Source organism: Coprothermobacter platensis DSM 11748, from assembly GCF_000378005.1.
Lineage (GTDB): Bacteria > Coprothermobacterota > Coprothermobacteria > Coprothermobacterales > Coprothermobacteraceae > Coprothermobacter > Coprothermobacter platensis.
The window spans coordinates 416,545-433,698 of sequence record NZ_KB899040.1; the positions used below are offsets into that span (position 1 = coordinate 416,545).

Annotated in this window: 18 protein-coding genes; 9 read left to right on the plus strand and 9 right to left on the minus strand. The window is 44.4% G+C overall.

The features are described from left to right. Positions 1 to 3: 3 nt before the first annotated feature. Both asnS and D890_RS0102310 read right to left on the minus strand, forming a co-directional pair. Positions 4 to 1,296 carry an asparagine--tRNA ligase gene (asnS, locus tag D890_RS0102305; protein WP_018962922.1) on the minus strand — a complete coding sequence of 431 codons (1,293 nt, stop codon included), beginning with the start codon at positions 1,294 to 1,296 and terminating at the stop codon, positions 4 to 6. A 49-nt stretch (positions 1,297 to 1,345) separates the two neighbouring features. Next, positions 1,346 to 1,774 (minus strand): type III secretion system chaperone family protein, encoded by a 429-nt coding sequence (locus D890_RS0102310; RefSeq protein ID WP_018962923.1) that lies wholly within the window; start codon positions 1,772 to 1,774, stop codon positions 1,346 to 1,348. 104 nt (positions 1,775 to 1,878) lie between these two features. On the opposite strand from D890_RS0102310, the gene yfcE reads away from it, so the two are divergent. After that, positions 1,879 to 2,409 carry a phosphodiesterase gene (yfcE, locus tag D890_RS0102315; RefSeq protein ID WP_018962924.1) on the plus strand — a complete coding sequence of 177 codons (531 nt, stop codon included), beginning with the start codon at positions 1,879 to 1,881 and terminating at the stop codon, positions 2,407 to 2,409. On the opposite strand, the gene D890_RS0102320 is transcribed toward yfcE, so the two are convergent. After that, positions 2,406 to 3,455, minus strand: a complete 1,050-nt coding sequence (locus tag D890_RS0102320) for an asparaginase (protein WP_018962925.1) — start codon at positions 3,453 to 3,455, stop codon at positions 2,406 to 2,408. The two genes, yfcE and D890_RS0102320, sit on opposite strands and share 4 nt — an antisense overlap. 225 nt (positions 3,456 to 3,680) lie before the next feature. Between D890_RS0102320 and D890_RS0102325 the strand changes: the two genes are divergently transcribed. Beyond that, positions 3,681 to 4,415, plus strand: coding sequence for a radical SAM protein (locus tag D890_RS0102325; RefSeq protein ID WP_018962926.1), 735 nt, complete (start codon positions 3,681 to 3,683; stop codon positions 4,413 to 4,415). 16 nt (positions 4,416 to 4,431) lie between these two features. On the opposite strand, the gene D890_RS0102330 is transcribed toward D890_RS0102325, so the two are convergent. Then, positions 4,432 to 4,956 carry a type II secretion system protein gene (locus D890_RS0102330; protein ID WP_018962927.1) on the minus strand — a complete coding sequence of 175 codons (525 nt, stop codon included), beginning with the start codon at positions 4,954 to 4,956 and terminating at the stop codon, positions 4,432 to 4,434. A gap of 310 nt (positions 4,957 to 5,266) precedes the next feature. On the opposite strand from D890_RS0102330, the gene infC reads away from it, so the two are divergent. The 6 genes from infC to D890_RS0102355 are packed head-to-tail and all read left to right on the plus strand — an operon-like array spanning position 5,267 to position 12,036. Beyond that, positions 5,267 to 5,848 (plus strand): translation initiation factor IF-3, encoded by a 582-nt coding sequence (infC, locus tag D890_RS0102335; RefSeq protein WP_026291284.1) that lies wholly within the window; start codon positions 5,267 to 5,269, stop codon positions 5,846 to 5,848. After that, positions 5,805 to 5,999: a 50S ribosomal protein L35 gene (locus D890_RS08100; RefSeq protein WP_083916925.1), complete on the plus strand. Its 195-nt coding sequence runs from the start codon at positions 5,805 to 5,807 to the stop codon at positions 5,997 to 5,999. Before infC ends, D890_RS08100 begins: the two co-directional genes overlap by 44 nt. 13 nt (positions 6,000 to 6,012) lie before the next feature. After that, complete coding sequence (rplT, locus tag D890_RS0102340) at positions 6,013 to 6,369, plus strand: 50S ribosomal protein L20 (RefSeq protein WP_018962929.1); 357 nt, start codon at positions 6,013 to 6,015, stop codon at positions 6,367 to 6,369. Further along, positions 6,366 to 7,382: a phenylalanine--tRNA ligase subunit alpha gene (locus D890_RS0102345; RefSeq protein ID WP_018962930.1), complete on the plus strand. Its 1,017-nt coding sequence runs from the start codon at positions 6,366 to 6,368 to the stop codon at positions 7,380 to 7,382. Before rplT ends, D890_RS0102345 begins: the two co-directional genes overlap by 4 nt. 38 nt (positions 7,383 to 7,420) lie before the next feature. Further along, entirely contained in the window at positions 7,421 to 9,712 is a 2,292-nt protein-coding gene (gene pheT / locus D890_RS0102350) for a phenylalanine--tRNA ligase subunit beta (protein ID WP_018962931.1), read from the plus strand. Beyond that, positions 9,709 to 12,036, plus strand: coding sequence for an endonuclease MutS2 (locus D890_RS0102355; protein ID WP_018962932.1), 2,328 nt, complete (start codon positions 9,709 to 9,711; stop codon positions 12,034 to 12,036). The genes pheT and D890_RS0102355 overlap by 4 nt, the downstream gene beginning before the upstream one ends. 19 nt (positions 12,037 to 12,055) lie before the next feature. Here D890_RS0102355 and panD read toward each other — a convergent pair whose 3' ends face one another. From panD to D890_RS0102375, 4 genes are read right to left on the minus strand one after another with little or no spacing between them, the layout of a single operon-like run. Next, complete coding sequence (gene panD, locus D890_RS0102360; protein ID WP_018962933.1) at positions 12,056 to 12,418, minus strand: aspartate 1-decarboxylase; 363 nt, start codon at positions 12,416 to 12,418, stop codon at positions 12,056 to 12,058. 19 nt (positions 12,419 to 12,437) lie between these two features. Further along, complete coding sequence (gene panC, locus D890_RS0102365; RefSeq protein WP_018962934.1) at positions 12,438 to 13,295, minus strand: pantoate--beta-alanine ligase; 858 nt, start codon at positions 13,293 to 13,295, stop codon at positions 12,438 to 12,440. 38 nt (positions 13,296 to 13,333) lie between these two features. Continuing rightward, on the minus strand, positions 13,334 to 14,095 hold the full coding sequence (panB, locus tag D890_RS0102370) for a 3-methyl-2-oxobutanoate hydroxymethyltransferase (RefSeq protein ID WP_018962935.1): 762 nt from the start codon (positions 14,093 to 14,095) through the stop codon (positions 13,334 to 13,336). 3 nt (positions 14,096 to 14,098) lie between these two features. Then, complete coding sequence (locus D890_RS0102375; RefSeq protein ID WP_018962936.1) at positions 14,099 to 14,851, minus strand: Rossmann-like and DUF2520 domain-containing protein; 753 nt, start codon at positions 14,849 to 14,851, stop codon at positions 14,099 to 14,101. A gap of 150 nt (positions 14,852 to 15,001) precedes the next feature. Here D890_RS0102375 and D890_RS0102380 point away from each other — a divergent pair, with 150 nt between their 5' ends. Then, a complete protein-coding gene (locus D890_RS0102380) occupies positions 15,002 to 16,306 on the plus strand; it encodes an acetamidase/formamidase family protein (protein WP_018962937.1) in 1,305 nt (434 codons plus the stop codon). Between the two features lie 25 nt (positions 16,307 to 16,331). Here D890_RS0102380 and D890_RS0102385 read toward each other — a convergent pair whose 3' ends face one another. Continuing rightward, the gene (locus tag D890_RS0102385) at positions 16,332 to 17,153 is read right to left on the minus strand and encodes an alpha/beta hydrolase (RefSeq protein WP_018962938.1); all 822 of its coding nucleotides are present in this window, start codon (positions 17,151 to 17,153) and stop codon (positions 16,332 to 16,334) included. Between the last annotated feature and the right edge of the window lies 1 nt (position 17,154).

The window sequence follows — 17,154 nt, forward strand, 5'->3', positions numbered from 1 at the left end:
GCCTTACGGCGTGAGTTTGTGGAGCATCCGCGGGAACGGTATAGTTTCTCTAATGTGGTCTAACTTGCATATCCATGCCACAGTACGTTCTAAACCTATGCCGAACCCTGAGTGGGGGACAGAGCCATAACGTCTCAAATCTAAATACCACTGGTATTGTTCTTCATTGAGATTGAATTCCTTCATCTTTTGCAATAGCAAATCATAATCGTGTATACGCTCGCTACCTCCAATTATTTCACCATATCCTTCTGGTGCGAGCAAATCAGCTGCTAATACGACATCCGGGTTTTCAGGGTCAGGTTGCATGTAGAAAGCTTTTATCTTTGCAGGAAAATGTGTTAGAAACACAGGCTTATCAAAGTAATTTGCTAAAAATGTTTCCTCTGGTGAGCCTAAGTCATCTCCCCACTGTACATCAAAGCCATTCTTCTTGAGAAGATCTACAGCATCAGTGTACGTGATTCTGGGAAATGGAGGTTCCACTTTTTGCAATGGTTCTAACGGCCTTTCTAATATGGACAAATCTGCTTCATTCTCACTTAGCACACGCTTTACAATGTATGTGACAAATTGTTCCTGAAGCTGAAGGTTGTCTTCATATTGAAACCAAGCCGCTTCCGGCTCAATCATCCAGAACTCGAGAAGATGACGTCTGGTTTTGCTCTTTTCGGCTCTAAATGTGGGGCCAAACGTGTAGACTTTGCCCAGAGCCATAGCTCCTGCTTCTGCGTACAGTTGTCCGCTTTGGCTCAAATATGCCTTGTCACCGTGATAATCTACTTCAAACAGTGTGGTGGTTCCTTCTGCAGCAGCTGTTGTTATTATGGGTGTATCAAACCTGTAAAATCCGTTGTCGCTAAGGAACTGAATCATGGCATTTTCTATGGTGTTTCTTATGCGAAGTATGGCGCTTTCTCTTTTACTCCTTATCCAAAGGTGACGGTTGTCTTCTAAAAACTCGATGCCGTGTTCTTTTCTGCCCAATGGCCAGTCTTTTGTGGTATGGAACACTTCTAAGAAAGACGCATGAATTTCATAGCCGCCTGGTGCCCGTGGCTCACTTTTAGCAAGCCCACGAACAATGATAGAACTCTCTAAAGAAGCTTCATGAAGTTGGTTCCACTGTTCTGGTTCCAACTTTTCTTGTTCAAGAACAATTTGTATGAAGCCAGAACCATCACGCATTACCACAAAAGCTATTTTTCCCTTCTCTCTTTTTGTGTGAATCCAACCTTTAAGTTGTATTTCTTCGCCTTCGTGTCTTCCAACATCTTTTACGCTAACCGTTTCCATCGTATCTCACACACTCCTTGCCGTCGTGTTCTCGTCTATCGTTTTATCATCACATTATTTGGTTCTTTTGGTTCTTCGGAACCTCGAACCCTATGGGTTTTGCCTTCAATGCGGCAATCTGCGGAATGAAATCGAAGGCTGCTGTTACTACAATCTGCATAGAGACTTGAAACTCCTCAAAGCTCAAATTCACTGTGGGGAAATCGCACACAAGCCGTATCATCCCGTCGTCAGCTATGGCAAACTTTGCCATGGCTATGCGGTAATTCATCTCAAAAAGCTGGTTAAGAAGTTCTTGGGACACGGTTTCTTCAGCCATCAGAGGTACCTCGAAGCGCAAAAAGTTTTCACTAAGCATGAGCATGAGGTCCACTTCTACATTATCTTGGTGAAAAGGTATGACCCATTGTGCACCATTGTATTGGAATTGGAGATTCAAAATTCTTAAGTATTCATTTACAATGCCTGGTGTGACCATGGCTTTTTACCTCCTTTTAACATGTACTGATAGGCATTTATCATTGCCACATGATTGTTTGTTATATTATAAGCTTATAAACTCTTGTCTGGAGGTGGCTTTTTGTGAAGATTCTAATTGCGTCTGACTTACATGGAAGCGTAACAGCTTTTCAAACCATACTTGATAGGGAACAGTTTTTTGACATGGCACTTCTGTTGGGCGACTATCTTTATCATGGGCCAAGAAATCCTTTGCCCCAAGGTTACAACCCTATGGAATTGGTGAACGTCATTAATAGTTTGGACGACGCAGTATTGGTAAAAGGCAATGTGGATGCCGACATCGATCAAGAGCTCATAAAATGGCCTATGAGCCCGGTGGTGCATGTTGTACTGCCTGATGATGTACACATACTGGCACATCACGGAGATAAGCCGTTAATGGGAAAGTTTTACAAAGCACAAGCTGTTTTGTCCGGTCACACGCATATCAAAGTTCTGGAATACGACGATGAAGGGGTCCTGCGCATAAACCCAGGAAGCCCATCTTTACCTAAAGACAATGTGCCTTCTTATGCAGTTTTAGATGGGCTTCATGTCATGCTCAAGTCATTAGACGGCTCTGTATTAGCTGAACAAGACATCCTTAGCTAATGTAGATTCCATCCTGGGTCTATCTTTAGCTGTATGACTGGTTTTATATTTCCCACCAATTCTTTTCTGTGGTTTTCTACGGGTGGGCAATAAAGATGTTTTAGTGGCTCTTCGTTCAATTCTTCTGAAGATATAAGACCAAGCTGGCGTAGTACCTCTAAAGAAATTGCCCCCAAAGCTCTGCTGCTTCCATCTACGACTTTTATCCCAACACCAATGCCTTTGCCAACGACAGAGATGAGTTGGACAGCTTCTGCTCCCCCTTTAGTTAAGAACGATCCATGGAACGCCAGCATGAACTCTGTATCGAAGCGTCCATGCCCAGCGATGAGATGTGGATATGTGGTCATGGCATTGATTACTTTTTTTGCTGGCTCTTGGTATTCTTGCGGAAGAACCTCTGGCTTTCCCAGTTTAGCAAATGCCAAGGCTGCATTAAACAACGGAACGCCAAACACGGGTACTCCACAGCCATCTATGCCAATATTAACGCGTTCTTTTGGCATTTCGAAAAAGGAAGAAACGACTTTTAAAATGCGCTGCTGCACGGGGTGATCAGGCAAATAATACGTTTCTACGGGCCAATTGTTGTAAACGCATTGAGCTAACATGGCCGTGTGTTTGCCTGAACAATTGTGAAATGCAGGTGTGAGGGGAATGTTGTTGATTTTGATATAATCTGCTGTTTGTTTATCGAAGGGTTCATGCATTCCACACTGCAAGTATGTTTCATCAAGACCAATTTTCCCCAAAGCTGATCTCACCAGCGAAACGTGTTCCAAGGTACCTGCATGAGATGCGCACATTACAGCTAATTCTTCAGTGGTAAATCCGTATTTTTCATCCAAATGATCCATGAGCAGAGGTAAAACTTGTAGCGGTTTTGATGCTGAGCGCAAAAACGTTACGCGCTGAGGTGATCCGGCGGAAGCAATCAATCTTCCTGAACAATCAACGACTACCGCATCTGCATAGTGAACACTTTCCACCAATTCGTTTCTTGTTACTACAGCACCCAGAGTGGGTTGATTCGCATATTCGTCCACAGTATCACTCCTTGAGAATTATCGTTAAATCTCCGTTAAATTTTAGCACTTTTGCATGCAAAAAACGCTTTTGGATAAATGGTGAATTACGCATAGTAATATGAAGTATTATTAAGTAATACGCAGCAAAATGGCGCATTGATTTCGCTATGGCATTTGATACAGGAATACATGGCTTTATACTTGTTAATTGTGAATAATACACTGAGGAGGACACGAAAAACATTGAATAATGAGCTGAGTTTGGGGGAACAAAAACAATCTTTAGTCTATGGTCCTGTTACAAGCAGACGTTTCGGTACAACGATTGGAATTGGCTTGGTTCCTTTAAAAGTTTGTTCTTTTGATTGTGTTTTTTGTGAACTTTCTGTACATACAAATGTTCATACATTGGAACGGAAGACTTATGTAAGTGTTGAAGAAGTACTCAGCGAGCTACGTAAATTCCCAACTCAGGAGGCCGACTATCTTGCGCTTTCAGGGGCAGGAGAACCGTCATTGGCTGCGAATATGGGTGAGGTCATCGATGCATTGCATGCTAAATATGAAACACCCGTAATCGTGCTGAGTAATGGAAGTACCATTTACATGAAAGATGTACAAGATGAGTTAAGAAGGGCAGAGGCGGTAAAACTGACCTTTTCAACCATGGATGAACAAGCGTTTAAACGGTTGAATCAACCGGTGGAAGGGCTTACTGCAAAAAAGGTCGCAGATGGCATTGAACAGTTTGCATCAGATTATGAAGGAAAGCTCTATTTTGAGGTCGTGGTTGTGAAAGGCATAAATGATGAATTGTCCGACGTTAGACGTACTGTAGAATTTTTGTCACGTTTCAACCCTTATCACATCGATATTAACAGGCCCGTGCGGCCTGGAACAGCACGTTATCTGGAGCTACCGGATCGCGCAGTTTATGAGCCGCTAACCGGTGAGTTTTCAGCTTTGCGTGTCTTTTAAAAAAGCAGAAAAAGGTTCAATGCAGTTTAACCACTGATGGGTCAGCGGTGCTGGTAGCACAGACAGCGTAATCAAAGCCTGTTACTACCGGCACTTTTTCATCTTCAGAAAACATTTGCGCACTTGTCAATAATGAGCTTTGAGAGCTCGCTTTGTTCGCCGATTTGTCCAATGGCCAGCATATGGCAAACGTGTGTCCATCTTCCGATTCATAAGCAAAAAATGTTTCTAACGTTTTTTGGTGGTTCCAGGGCCATGGTGTGGTTTTCTCGTAGTAGTTTGAAATGTCATCTGAAATGCTTGCTTGAGGCGATTCCGTACTTAACGCTTGAGAGCCCACAGGATATGTCCCATGGTCGATTTGATATAGTTCTAAATAATGCATTACTTTAGGCGACGAAGCCAACAATGTGCTTACGTTTGCGCGTTGCCTTGAAAGTGTGTACGATGGATAAAGTGTCAGCGTTAGCAAAGAGATAATAGCCAACACAACCATTAGTTCCATTAAAGTGAAACCACGCTTCATTGAACTGCCAGACACAGTAACAACCTCCCACCATTTTTAAGCGATGAACGGGCTTCTAGCATGCCCGTGTGTGTAATAAGCCTCCTGGAAATACTGCTCCATTTTAACATGGCCTCAATAGGGAAGGTATTTACGCCTTTATGTTATAATCAAAGACAGAAAAAGAAAAGTGGAAGTAGGCGCCGTGCCTCACCTATCGGCTGTAAAAGTTAGTGATGCTTGATAGGTTTATATGTTGAGGGCCAGTGGGTGCATACTTTCACCCACTTTTTTAATTTGTGCATATGAAGTATGCAAAACCTTTTTCATAAGGAGGTAGAAGAACATAAGCAGTCCTAAGGATTTAGGTCCCAGGGTTAACGAGCAAATCAGATCGCCTAAAGTCAGGGTGGTCGACGAAAATGGAAAGCAAATGGGCGTTTTCATCACAGCAGAAGCTATTAGAATGGCACGCAGCAGAGGTTACGATTTGGTGGAGGTTGCTCCCACAGCTGATCCACCCGTGTGCAGGTTCATCGATTATGACAAGTACCGCTTTGAAATGGCGAAGAAAGCTAAAGAAGCGCGAAAGAATCAGACAGTCATTGAAGTGAAGGAGATTCGCCTTCGCTTAGGCACAGATGTACACGACATGGAAACAAAAATTAAGAAGATGAGGGAATTTCTGGAAGATGGAAACAAGGTAAAAGTAACCCTGCGTCCTAGAGGCCGAGAAAGGGCTCTTGAAGAGCAGATTCGTCAAAAATTGTTGTCCATTGCAGAAAAATTGTCTGACGTGGGACAGATTGAACAAGATGTCCGCGCGGAAGGCAGAAATTTCTACTTTATGATAGGGCCGAAGAAAAAGAAGGAGGCAACTAAAGATGGGAAAACCGAAGAACAGCAGGACAGCGGAGAAACGCTTTAAAATCACTGGTTCCGGAAAGTATATGTACCGTTCTGCCATGAACCACTTAAGAAGACATAAAAGTGCTTCCCGGCTTAGGAGACTAAAAGCACCAAAAGTCATCGATGAAACGTATTTGGGCCACGTACAAGATTTGTTGCCCAGGCCTTAGGAGGTGTTCTTGAATGCGAGTTAAAAGTAGTGTTACACAAAGGGCAAGACATAAGAAAGTACTAAAAGCGGCAAGGGGTTATTTTGGCTCTTCTCACCGCATTTACAGAAAGGCGCACGAAGCTGTTTTAAAAGCTGGTGAAGACTCTTTTGGAGGTAGGAGACAGCGCAAACGTGATATGCGCAGTCTCTGGATTACCAGAATAAACGCTGCTGCCAGAAACAATGGTGTGACGTATTCTCATCTCATGCACGGTCTGAAAGCTGCAGGCATACAAATCGATAGAAAGATGCTTGCTGAACTTGCCGTGACTGACCCGGAAGGTTTTACCGCTTTGGTTGAGAAAGCCAAGGAGGCAGTAGCCGAATGATGCAGGGAGCTGATGAGGTCGAAAACGTATCAAAATCTTTTGATGAGGACCTCCACAGTCTGCCCTTAGAAGAACTTAAAAACAAGTACCTGTCGAAAAAAGGCTTGATTTCCAAGCTTTTGGAAAAAATCCCGACGTTGCCACCCCAAGAGCGTCGGGATTTTGGTAAATACGTAAACAATCTTAAAAAACACATAGAAGAGACCATTAAAGAACTCGAAACCGCAAATCAGACAAATGAAGTTAGTGGTGGACGGCGTATCCTTTTTGACAACGATGTCACCTTAGAGGGCAAAAAACCGCCACTGGGTAACAAACACATTTTGTTTAAAGCACGTGATGAACTCATGGAGATTTTTAAATCCATGGGTTTCAGTTTTTTTGATGGTCCTGAGTTGGAAACAGATTTCTACAACTTTGAAGCATTAAACTTTCCTCCTTACCATCCTGCTCGTGACATGCAGGACACGTTGGTTGTTGGAGAGAAAGTTCTGCGTACCCATTCTTCAGCCATGCAGGTCAGGGCTATGCAAACATGGGGCGTTCCCATAAAAGCCATTCTTCCAGGCAGAGTCTATCGTCGCGAAGAGGTTTCTGCACGTAAGTACCCAGTGTTTTATCAATTTGATTGCCTCGCTGTGGGAAAGACCATCGGAGTAGGGCATCTTAAGTGGACACTGGAAACATTCCTCAGCGCTTACTTCGAAAAAAATGTTACCGTTCGTTTCCGTCCCAGCTACTTTCCCTTTGTAGAGCCCGGCAATGAGGTGGATGTAAAGTGTGTCTTTTGTGATGGGAAAGGATGCAGCGTTTGTGGCGGAACAGGATGGCTTGAAATACTTGGCGCGGGTATGGTGCACCCAACCGTATTGGAATATGCTGGTGTTGACCCTGACCAGTTTAGCGGTTTTGCCTTTGGTGTGGGTGTCGACCGCATGGCCATGCTCAAATATGGCATCAACGATATACGCCTCCTTTATGAAGGGGACGTAAACTTTTTGGGGTCGCTTTAACATGCTTGCGGACCTTGTAAACGTGGTGGTGAATGTCGATGAGATTTAGCTTTAACCAACTTAAAAACTGCTGGATTGATGGCGAACATGTTTCCTGGAATGATGTCAGAGCTTACTTGGAAAAGCATTTGGAAGTTGAAGTAGAGGAAGAAACTCCTTTTGATGTAAATCCGTCTTTCTTTCTTAAAAGGGTGGTTTTTGATGACCCTTGTTATGTAACCTTAAATGATAGGAATGTTCTTCCCCTGCCAAACGAAAATCTGAGTAGTGTTCCAGCGGAGCCCCTTTACGTCCTTGTTGACCAGCAAAATGGTCGTCTGCTGAAGCAAGAAGACCTTCCGGGCTTGCCCGAAGGTTTTGATATTTTTCATGTTCTCCCTGGTGGTCTTCTTACTGTCAAGGGAGCCATGGAAGGGTCACTTCGCGACATTCTGCATCTTCCGGACATTTCCATAAAACTGAGTGTTTTGCCTAATCGTGGTGACTTGAGTCACCTTTATGGTTTGGCTCGGGAGATTGCGCTGGGCATGGGTCTTGTTTTAAAAGAACCAGAGCCGCACATCAGCTTTACTCCAGGCAACGGTCTTGTCACCATTGAAACAAAAGGCTGTTCTGCCTATGCTGGGCTGCTTGTGGAAGATGTGCACGTAGAAGAAAGTCCTTTTTGGCTCCAGTATGACCTCATACGTCTTGGCCAGCGGCCCATTAACAACGTGGTGGACTTAACGAATTATTTCCTTCTTTACTATGGCCAGCCCATGCACGCTTTTGATTATGATAAATTGGAAGGCGGCCGCATTATCGTTAGGCAAGCAGCACAGGGTGAAAGAATTGTATTACTAAGTGACCAAGAATTTTCCTTAGATGAAAACTGCATGGTCATTGCTGACGCCAATAAACCTGTAGCTGTTGCCGGCGTTATGGGTGGTAAGTTCGCTTCTGTAAGTAATGAAACAAAACGTGTTCTTGTAGAAGTAGCAGCATTCCTTCCTTCTCAGGTAGCGAAAAGCTCTCGAAAGCTCGGCGTAAAAACCGATGCCAGCATGCTTTATGAACGTGGCGTGGCACCTTGTGGCCAGACGTCATTTGCCTTTCTTTTTGCGGAATTGATGCAAGAATTAGGAGCTGGCACAGCTAAAGGGCTTTGGTTTGCCGGGAAAGAAACTTCACAGAAAACAGTTCCGTTCAATGCAAAGCGCATTGTTACCTTGGCGTGTGCCAGTGAGAGCGATCTTGAGCAGATGATACTCACAAAAAAATGGCGTGTGGATGAACAAAGCCAACAACTCGTTTTGCCCTCTTACCGATGGGACATTGTTCGAACGGAAGACTTAGTTGATGAATTGGTTAAGTTTGTGAGTTATGATGCTATTCCATCATTACCGTTGACAGAGTTTGTACCGTTCAAAGAAAAAGACTCCATAACCAAAGAAAATGAACTGCGCAAAGCGGCTTCCATATATTTTCAGGAAGTTTTCATGGTATCTCTTGTATCTGATAAGGACATGCAGAGTTTATCCAGTGAAATGCATTTTGATATGAAGCATGCTGTAAGCGTGGACAATCCTGTAAGCCGTGAACTGGCATTTTTACGGCCAACTTTGCTTGTAACATTGCTTAAAGCAGCTCAACTCAATCAAAACCGTTTCCAAGATAATGTGCACATCTTTGAGATTGGTTCCGTTTTTGAGCGCATAAGTGATAATGATGTGTCAGAACGCAGACACATCGGCTTTCTTGTAAAAGGTTCCTATTTTGACAGTGCACCAGATAGACGCCAAGCGTGGACATACCGTGATTTTAAAGGTGTGTTAGAAAACGTCTTATCTCGCACTTATGGTTTGACTCTAAAATGGGAAAATGCTCCGGTAGATTGGGCTGATGCAGAGTCGTTTAGTGGTACTATTACCTGCCTTGGTCAAGTTGTGGGGCACTTGGGCCTAATAAAGCCTTCACTGTTAAAAGCTTTTGATGTACGTGGTCCCATCTTTGCTGCAGAGCTGGACATCGATGCTTTGCCTCTGCCAGGAGAAAGACAACCGCAGTTCCCGCTTCGTTTTCCACAAAGCTGGCGTGATTTTTCTGTGGTTATGCCCCAGTTTGAGCCGGTCGGAAAGCTTGCCACCCTGTTTGAAGGAGAACCGCTGGTGAAAAGCTGGAGCGTGGTGGACATGTACCGTGGAGAAAAAATAGGTGCTGACGAGAAAAGTGTCACGGTGCGCATGTGGCTTGGCACGGATGAGCGCACGATAACCAGCGAAGAAGTAGACGAGGTTGCGAAACGTGTACTCACGAAATTGGAAAAGGCGGGCTGGCATTTAAGATCATGAGAGATGATTTAGCAAGCATTGAGTTTGACAAAATTGTTTCTCAAATAAAAGGTCGTGCGGCTTCTGATTATGGCCAGCGTTATTTGGATAGCCACCAACCATCTTCAGAACGGGCACAAGTTGAAAAGTGGTTAAAAGAAACAGAGGAGGCATGGGAACTCATTCGGAAGAATGTAGACCCCTTTGTTTTTTATGTCCCTGATGTGGATTCCATTATTTCTTTGCTTGAAAAACAAGCATTCGTTTCCATAGAAGAATTTCTCTCTTTTGTTAAAGCGGTGGAAGTACTTACACAACTAAGAAATAAAGTCGGGCCCGAACAAGGGCTACTGGGCGGTTTGGCAAAACGCATAGTACCTTTGGACGATTGGGTTTCTGAAGTACGAGCTAAGGTTGACGAGAGCGGTTATGTGCGTGACGATGCCAGCAGAAAACTTAGCGATATAAGACGCGACCAAAAGCGTGTCCAATCAGAAATTCAAGAAAAGCTGCAAAAAGAAATGGACCGCTACCAGCGGTTTCTTTCTGACCGCCTCGTAGTAAAACGTGGAAACCGTTATGCCATACCTGTCAAGAACTCTAATGTGTCGTCTGTGCGTGGCATCGTTCTCGACTGGTCTGGGTCAGGGCAAACAGCTTATGTAGAGCCTTTTGCTGTGGTGGATTTGAATAACAGGCTTGAAGAATTGCGGTTTTTGGAGGATCAGGAAATACATCGCATTTTCCAAGATTTATGTGCTGAGCTGTATCCTGTCACTGAAGAACTTAAAACATCTTTGCGTATCCTGGCAGAAATCGATGCCAGCTACGCTAAAGCAAAATGGGGTTCTTCTGTGCGTGGTACATTACCCACCATTTCTGATGAAGGCACGGTAAGCATAAAAGGCGCACGTCATCCACTCATCCCGCACGATAAAGTTGTTCCTGTGGACATCGTTGTTCCTTCGGGCAAAGTGGGTGTCATCCTGAGTGGACCAAACACGGGTGGTAAAACTGTTACATTGAAAACCATCGGTTTGTTTGCAGCACTTTTAAAAATAGGTGCGCCTGTACCTGCTTTAGAAGCCCAACTGCCACTTTACGACAGCATTTTCACCGATATTGGTGATCAGCAGAGTATCGAAAGTAGCTTGTCTACCTTCGCGTCTCACATAGCACGTCTAAAGATAATTGTGGAAGAAGCTGACTCTGGTGATTTGGTGCTCATCGACGAACTGGGCTCTGGGACAGACCCTGATGAGGGCGCAGCCATCGCCGAAGCGCTGGTGGATTTCTTAGTTCAGCGGCGGGTTCAGTTTTTCATAGCCACCCACTTATGGCGCTTGAAAACACTGGCGGCAGATAGACCAGAAATATTAAACGCATCAGTGGACTTCGACTTGGCTAATCTGAAACCACTCTACAAGCTAAACATGGGTGTTCCTGGCAGGTCTTACGCTTTAGAAATTGCACAAAAATATGGCATGCCTGATCTTTTCATAAATACGGCTCGATCCAAACTTTCAGAGGACCACGAACGTGTGGAAAAACTCATAGAACAATTGCAGCAAAAAGTGAAGCACTATGAGGAGTTGGAAAAGGAAATCTCTAAATTGCAGGCTGAAGTTGAGGAAAAGAATGCAAAATTAACCAAAGAGTTGGACCAACTGGAGTCGCGCAAAGGAAAAATACTTGAGGAAACGCGTGCCAAAGCGAAGCGTATGCTTCAAGAAGCAGATGACCAGAGCAGGCAATTACTTAAAGAGCTGAGCCAGCAGAATAAGGCAAATCAGCGTGCTTATCAGATCCGTGAGCAGATTAAAAATATGCTTGATGAGGCAGTAAAAGAAGGTAATGGCACCGAAATCGTTGCAGGGCGTGGTCAAGAACCTGTGGTAATGGAAATCAGGGAAGGGGATACCGTCTACGTTAGCAAGTTCAAACAGTTGGGATTAGTACTTAGCCTTTCCGACGACACTGCTGAGGTTCAAATAGGACCTTTGAGAGCAACGGTTGCACGTAGTGAGCTTAGCAAAGCTGAGCCTAAAAGAGAACACCATCGCACATCCAATAGGGGCATTGAAGTGAATGTTACCGAGGATGTACCGATGAAACTGGAGGTACACGGGTTAACGGTTGATGAAGCCTTAGAACGTGTGGATAAATACCTTGACCAGGCTTATGCTGCTGGCTTACCTTATGTTTACATCATTCATGGCAGGGGAACGGGTACTCTTCAGCGTGCCATCCATGAGTACTTAAGAGAACATCCCCATGTCAGCCGATTCCGCTTCGCAGAACCTAACGAAGGCGGAACCAGCGTGACCATGGTTTATTTCAAATAAGAACAAATCTGTCTTTTTTTTAAACGTCTACTTCTTTGATGTCTTTTACGTTATTGTGTTCATCCATGATGAGTATGGTAGCTTTCACCTGTTCTTGGGGTTCTTTTTGGGCGAAAGACATGATGATTACAGGGTCGCCTACCACTGCTAAACGTGCTGCCGCCCCGTTTAAGCCCACTTCTTTTGAACCTGCCTCAGCAGGTATGAGGTATGTTTCAAAACGCTCACCATTTGACACATTAACGACCAAAATGCGTTCGTAAGGGACCATATTGGCTTTTTTTATGAGCTCTTCATCTAAGCTCAAACTTCCTTCATATTCTACGTTGCACACCGTTACCCTTGCATTATGAACTTTACTTTTCAATACTGTTATCGTCATGGCTTTTCGTGAATGACTTTCACTGCACCTCCATTACTAAATTGTCTATAAGCCGCACCTTACCTAAGAAAACGGCGGTGGCAATAATGATTTTGCCTTTTGTTTCTTGCATTAGCTGTAATGTATCATAATCAACTATTTGAAAATACTGTACTTTAAAACCTTTTTCAGCTAAATACGTGCTGCACGCCTTAACAATTTCTGAAACGGAACGTATGCCTTTTTCTTCTATAAGCTGTTTCGCCATCTGCAAGGATTTATAAATTGCTGCAGCTTTTTCGTGCTCTTCCTTTGTCAGATATGTGTTTCTTGAAGACAGTGCCAAACCTGATGGTTCACGAACGGTTGGAACAGGCACAATGTCAATGTCCATATTGAGGTCTCTTACCATTTCTTCAATGATGCGAAGCTGCTGAATGTCTTTCATACCAAAAAATGCTTTATCGGGGCGCACAATGTTGAACAATTTGCTTACCACCGTAACCACACCGCGAAAATGCCCGGGGCGGAAGCGTCCACACAAGTTATTATCTAAATTTCTAACATCGACAAAAACATCCACTTGCCGCGAATCTTTGGGGTACATCTGTTCTACCGTGGGTGCGAAAACATATTCCACACCGTGTTCTTCGCACAATTTTGCATCATGATCTAAGTCTCTGGGATACACCTGGTAATCTTCTGTAGGGCCAAACTGCATGGGATTAACAAAATCACTCACAACCACAACGTCTGTTTGGGTTCGTGCCGCGTCTATGAGTGCCAGATGCCCTTCATGAAGGTAACCCATGGTCGGTACGAGGCCCACTGTTTTTCCATCATGTCTGGCCTCTGCTACCTTCTGTCTCATTGTTTTAACGTCTGTGATAATTTCCATTTTTTATAGAAGCCTCCTGTAATGTCAAGCGGATAAAGTTACTTTACGTTTTCTTCTGCATCCTTTCTGTATGCTTCAGCCGCCGCTTTTAACTCATCTCTTAAGTTAACATATGCTTTGGCAAATGGCGGCCTGTTTTTTGTTAGCCCGATAAAATCATAAAGTACAAGAACTTGTCCGTCGCAATATGGTCCTGAACCTATGCCTATTGTAGGTATGTCGATGCTCTGTGTAATGGTTTGTGCCAATGGCGCTGAGATATTTTCTAAAACAATAGAGAAAGCACCAGAATCGCTGAGCGCTTTTGCGCTGCGTCTTAAATACTCTGCATCTGATACTTCCCGACCGCGTTTGCTATAACCCAGTAGTTTTCCACTTTGTGGTGTAACACCAATGTGAGCCATAACGGGTATGCCAATTTCTGTGAGTTTTCTTACCAAGTAGGCGATTTCTTCGCCGCCTTCCAGCTTAATTGCATCGCAGTTTGTTTTCTTCATTACGGCACCGCAGTTTCGCAATGCTTCTTCTAAACTCACTTGATATGACATAAAAGTCATGTCCGCAACCACAAACGTGTTTGGAGCTCCGCGTTTTACCATCTCTGCGTGGTAAATCATCTGATCCAATGTTACCGGCAACGTTGTGTCTCGGCCCTGCACCACGTTACCCAGTGAATCGCCCACAAGCAGGGCGTCAATCATGCCCGTTTCCTCTAGAGCATTGGCGAAGGAGTAGTCGTAGCATGTGAGCATCATAATCTTCTTTGTACCTTTAAGTTTCTTGAACTGTACTGCGTTCACTGTTCATACATCCCCCTTCATAATAATATTTGCCAGTAACGTGTAAACAATGGACCAATCACCCTTCAGCGCAGCTGCTTCAGCTTCTACCACCTTCAAATCTTTTCTTACTGCTGGTCCTGTTAAGCTTTCTTTCCCCATTTTAATGTAATTATCTATGGTAGTGGATACGATTTCCTTTACAAAGATTTCACGTTCGTCTTCTTTAAGACCTACTTCGTTAAGCATTTCTCCACCTTTTATCATCAGTGCATCTACGTAGTTCGAAAGCAGCACGGCTGCGGTGTGGTAAAGAACTTTTTTGTCACTCTCTATTGTAAACAGCCTTAGCGGAATAAGGCGTGCCAAATCGCTGGCAACATCCAATGCGGTTTGGTCGCCTTCAAAGGTAGCGATGGCATCGTGAAGTAAGCTGGGGTCCTGACTTGGTATGGGCAGCCATGGGTGCAGAGATCCCACGCTATCAGCCATGCCGTTCAAAATACTTGATGAGTGAAACCCACTGGTATGTATAGCAACGGTGAATCTGCCCTTAAAGGTTTTTGCCACATCACTGAGCGCGCTATCGGTTACAGACACGAATGCCAGATAACCATTAACATCATCAGCATTTTCTATAACATTGCACTGAACAGTTTGTGCAAGGGTTACTGCATGTTCCAGTGTTCTGTTCCACACCCTTAAGGTTCCAAGCTGTTTCAAAAATGGTGCAAAGGCTCCTGCAACACGCCCCGCTCCAATAAGTACAACGTCCATATTAGCCTTATTTTATAACGCTTTAGTCATATATAAAACAATATATGAGCAAAAGCTATGAAATGTTGATAGCGTATCTTTCTATACGCAAACTTATATAATAGAGGGAGTTAATCCTCATTTTAATAACTTCAGGGAGGCGAACAGTTTATGGAGGAAAAGAATTTTAAGCCCGTAGTGTATGTGGACAAATTCACCGACGGCATTCTTGACCCAAATAAGGAGATGGAGTATTTCGTCAAAGATGAGGGCTACATTATTGCCAACACGGCTCCGGGTTGCTGGGGACCCATGATTACTCCAAAGCTGAAAGGCGGGCACGAGGTAGCAAAGCCTGTTTACGTGGAAGGTGCAGAAGTGGGGGATAGTGTTGCCATCTATGTTAAGGGGGTGCAGGTAACATCTTTAGCCACCGCTTCCGGGCACGACGTGGTTATGGAAGGTCGCTACGAAGGTGACCCATTCGTATTAAAGAAGTGTCCGAACTGCGGCACCGTTAGACCTGACACAAGGATTGAAGGCACAGGACCTGACGCCGTAAGATGTGCAGTCTGCGGTGCCGACGTTTCGCCTTTTAGGATAGAAAACGGTTACACTATTGTTTTTGACCACCAGAAGGGTATTGGCATCACAGTTTCTGAGGAAATAGCAGACCAGATTGGACAAGACCCACGCTATTACATGCAGACACCGGCAAACTCTGTGCAAAATCCAGTGGTTGTCATGGCTCCACATGATTTGGTTGGTACGGTAGCGCGCATGCGACCATTTTTGGGTCAGCTTGGTTCTACACCATCGATTCCATTCCCAGATTCGCACAATGCAGGAGATTTTGGTCAACTGCTCATCAATGCTCCCCATGAATATGGTATGACCAAAGAACAACTCGACGAACACAGAACCGATGGACACATGGATATAAAGATGGTTCGCCCAGGTGCTGTGGTGATTGTGCCGGTTAAGGTAAAAGGTGCAGGCATCTATGTGGGAGACATGCACGCCATGCAGGGCAATGGAGAAATTGCTGGACACACCACCGATGTTGCAGGCATTGCCACTTTGCAGGTGAAGGTGCTCAAAGGCGTTACGATTAAGGGCCCCATCATACTACCTAATGTAGAAGACCTTCCTGATGTTGCTAAGCCATTTAGCGATGAAGAAATGGATGCAGCTTATGGTCTTATACAAGCATGGGGGCAACAGCAGATAGAAGAAAGTTACCCACTCAGCTTTGTTGGGACGGGAGCCACCATAAATGATGCGACGGAAAACGGTTTAAGACGTGCTTCAGAGTTCTTGGGCATACCTTATGGAGAAGTGCTTAACAGAGCCACTATCACAGGCGAAATTGGCATAGGTCGTTTGCCAGGCGTTGTTACGGTGACCATGCTTGTCCCTGAAGAAATTTTGGAGAGAAAAGACCTCATCACTTTAGTTGAAGAGAAATACAGATAAAAAAAGTGCGTGTGGGTTGCAGGGCTTATGCCTGTGCAGCCCACTTTATGAATTTTCTGAAGTAGACTCTCCAATACTCTTCGCTGTGGGTAGCTAAGGGGTCCACCGTTAGCGTTGCATTTTCAGGACCAAGCTTTTCTTGAAGAAGCTTGCTTATACTTATGTTTGTGTTTAAGAAGCCTCTTGCTTCATCAGGTCTGTCGGGGTCTGTTACCTCGTTTCCGCCCACATACATCCACACCCTCAAAGGGTTTTCTATTTCCACTCTGCTTATGAAATCTGCCATCTCATCGTATGCGAAGAGCAATGCGGTAGAGAAGGCGCCTACTTTGGAAAATATGCCATTGTACTTGAGTCCCATGTAAAGGGAAATTAAACCCCCCATGGAACTGCCTGCCACTAAAGTATGCTCTCTGTCTGAGAGTGTTCTAAATTCTTCATCAATAGCGGGTTTTAGCGTGTCCACGATGTATGCAGAGTAGTCATCACCTTCGCCGTCCACCAGCACATAGTTCCACGGATCATCAGGTGTTTCATAGATGCGGCACTGCCACGGGCAGTACTCATCCAACCGTTTAGTGCCTTCTGTGTTGCTGTCAATGCCAACGACGATGAAGCCATACTTATCACTGCCCATGTTGAACAGATCGTCCAACGTCTTATCGACCTGCCAAGAATAACCAGAAAGCACGCTGGGTTCAAAAAGATTTTGGCCATCCTGCATATAAAGGACGGGATAACGCCTTTCCTGATTGCTAAAGTAATCTGGAGGCAGGTAAATCCTAACGGTTCTGCTCCTTCTAAGCTGAGGAATGCGTGTTTCTCTTATTATTAGCCGTTCATCCATA